Below are 251 nucleotides of genomic sequence, written 5' to 3'. Positions count from 1 at the left end.
CACCGGCTCCACCCACTCGCCGTGGTGGCTGGCCATTTCGTCGTAGCTCAGGTAACCGCCATTGGCCTTGAAGTAGGTGCCGATCGTGCGCGCGAAGTCGCCCTTGTAGAACGCATCGCGGCCGCCCTGCGCGATCTGCTCCAGCGAGTTGGCCAGGTTCGGGTTCTTCCACAGCTCACCCTTGCGCGGCGCATGCCCGTAGATCGTGAACTGCTCCTTGAAGCCTGGGTACTGCGACAGCTTCTGCACCG

The 251-nt window shown here is 63.7% G+C and carries 1 protein-coding gene; it reads right to left on the bottom strand.

Annotated features, from left to right (window positions below; translation table 11 throughout):
- On the bottom strand, nucleotides 1-251 hold a 251-nt coding region (locus ACQG3P_RS20990; protein WP_426806133.1), incomplete at both ends, for a gamma-glutamyltransferase.

The organism is Stenotrophomonas sp. SrG, assembly GCF_050031795.1.
In the GTDB taxonomy this organism is placed as follows: domain Bacteria; phylum Pseudomonadota; class Gammaproteobacteria; order Xanthomonadales; family Xanthomonadaceae; genus Stenotrophomonas; species Stenotrophomonas rhizophila_A.
This window is presented reverse-complemented; position numbering and strand designations above follow the sequence as displayed.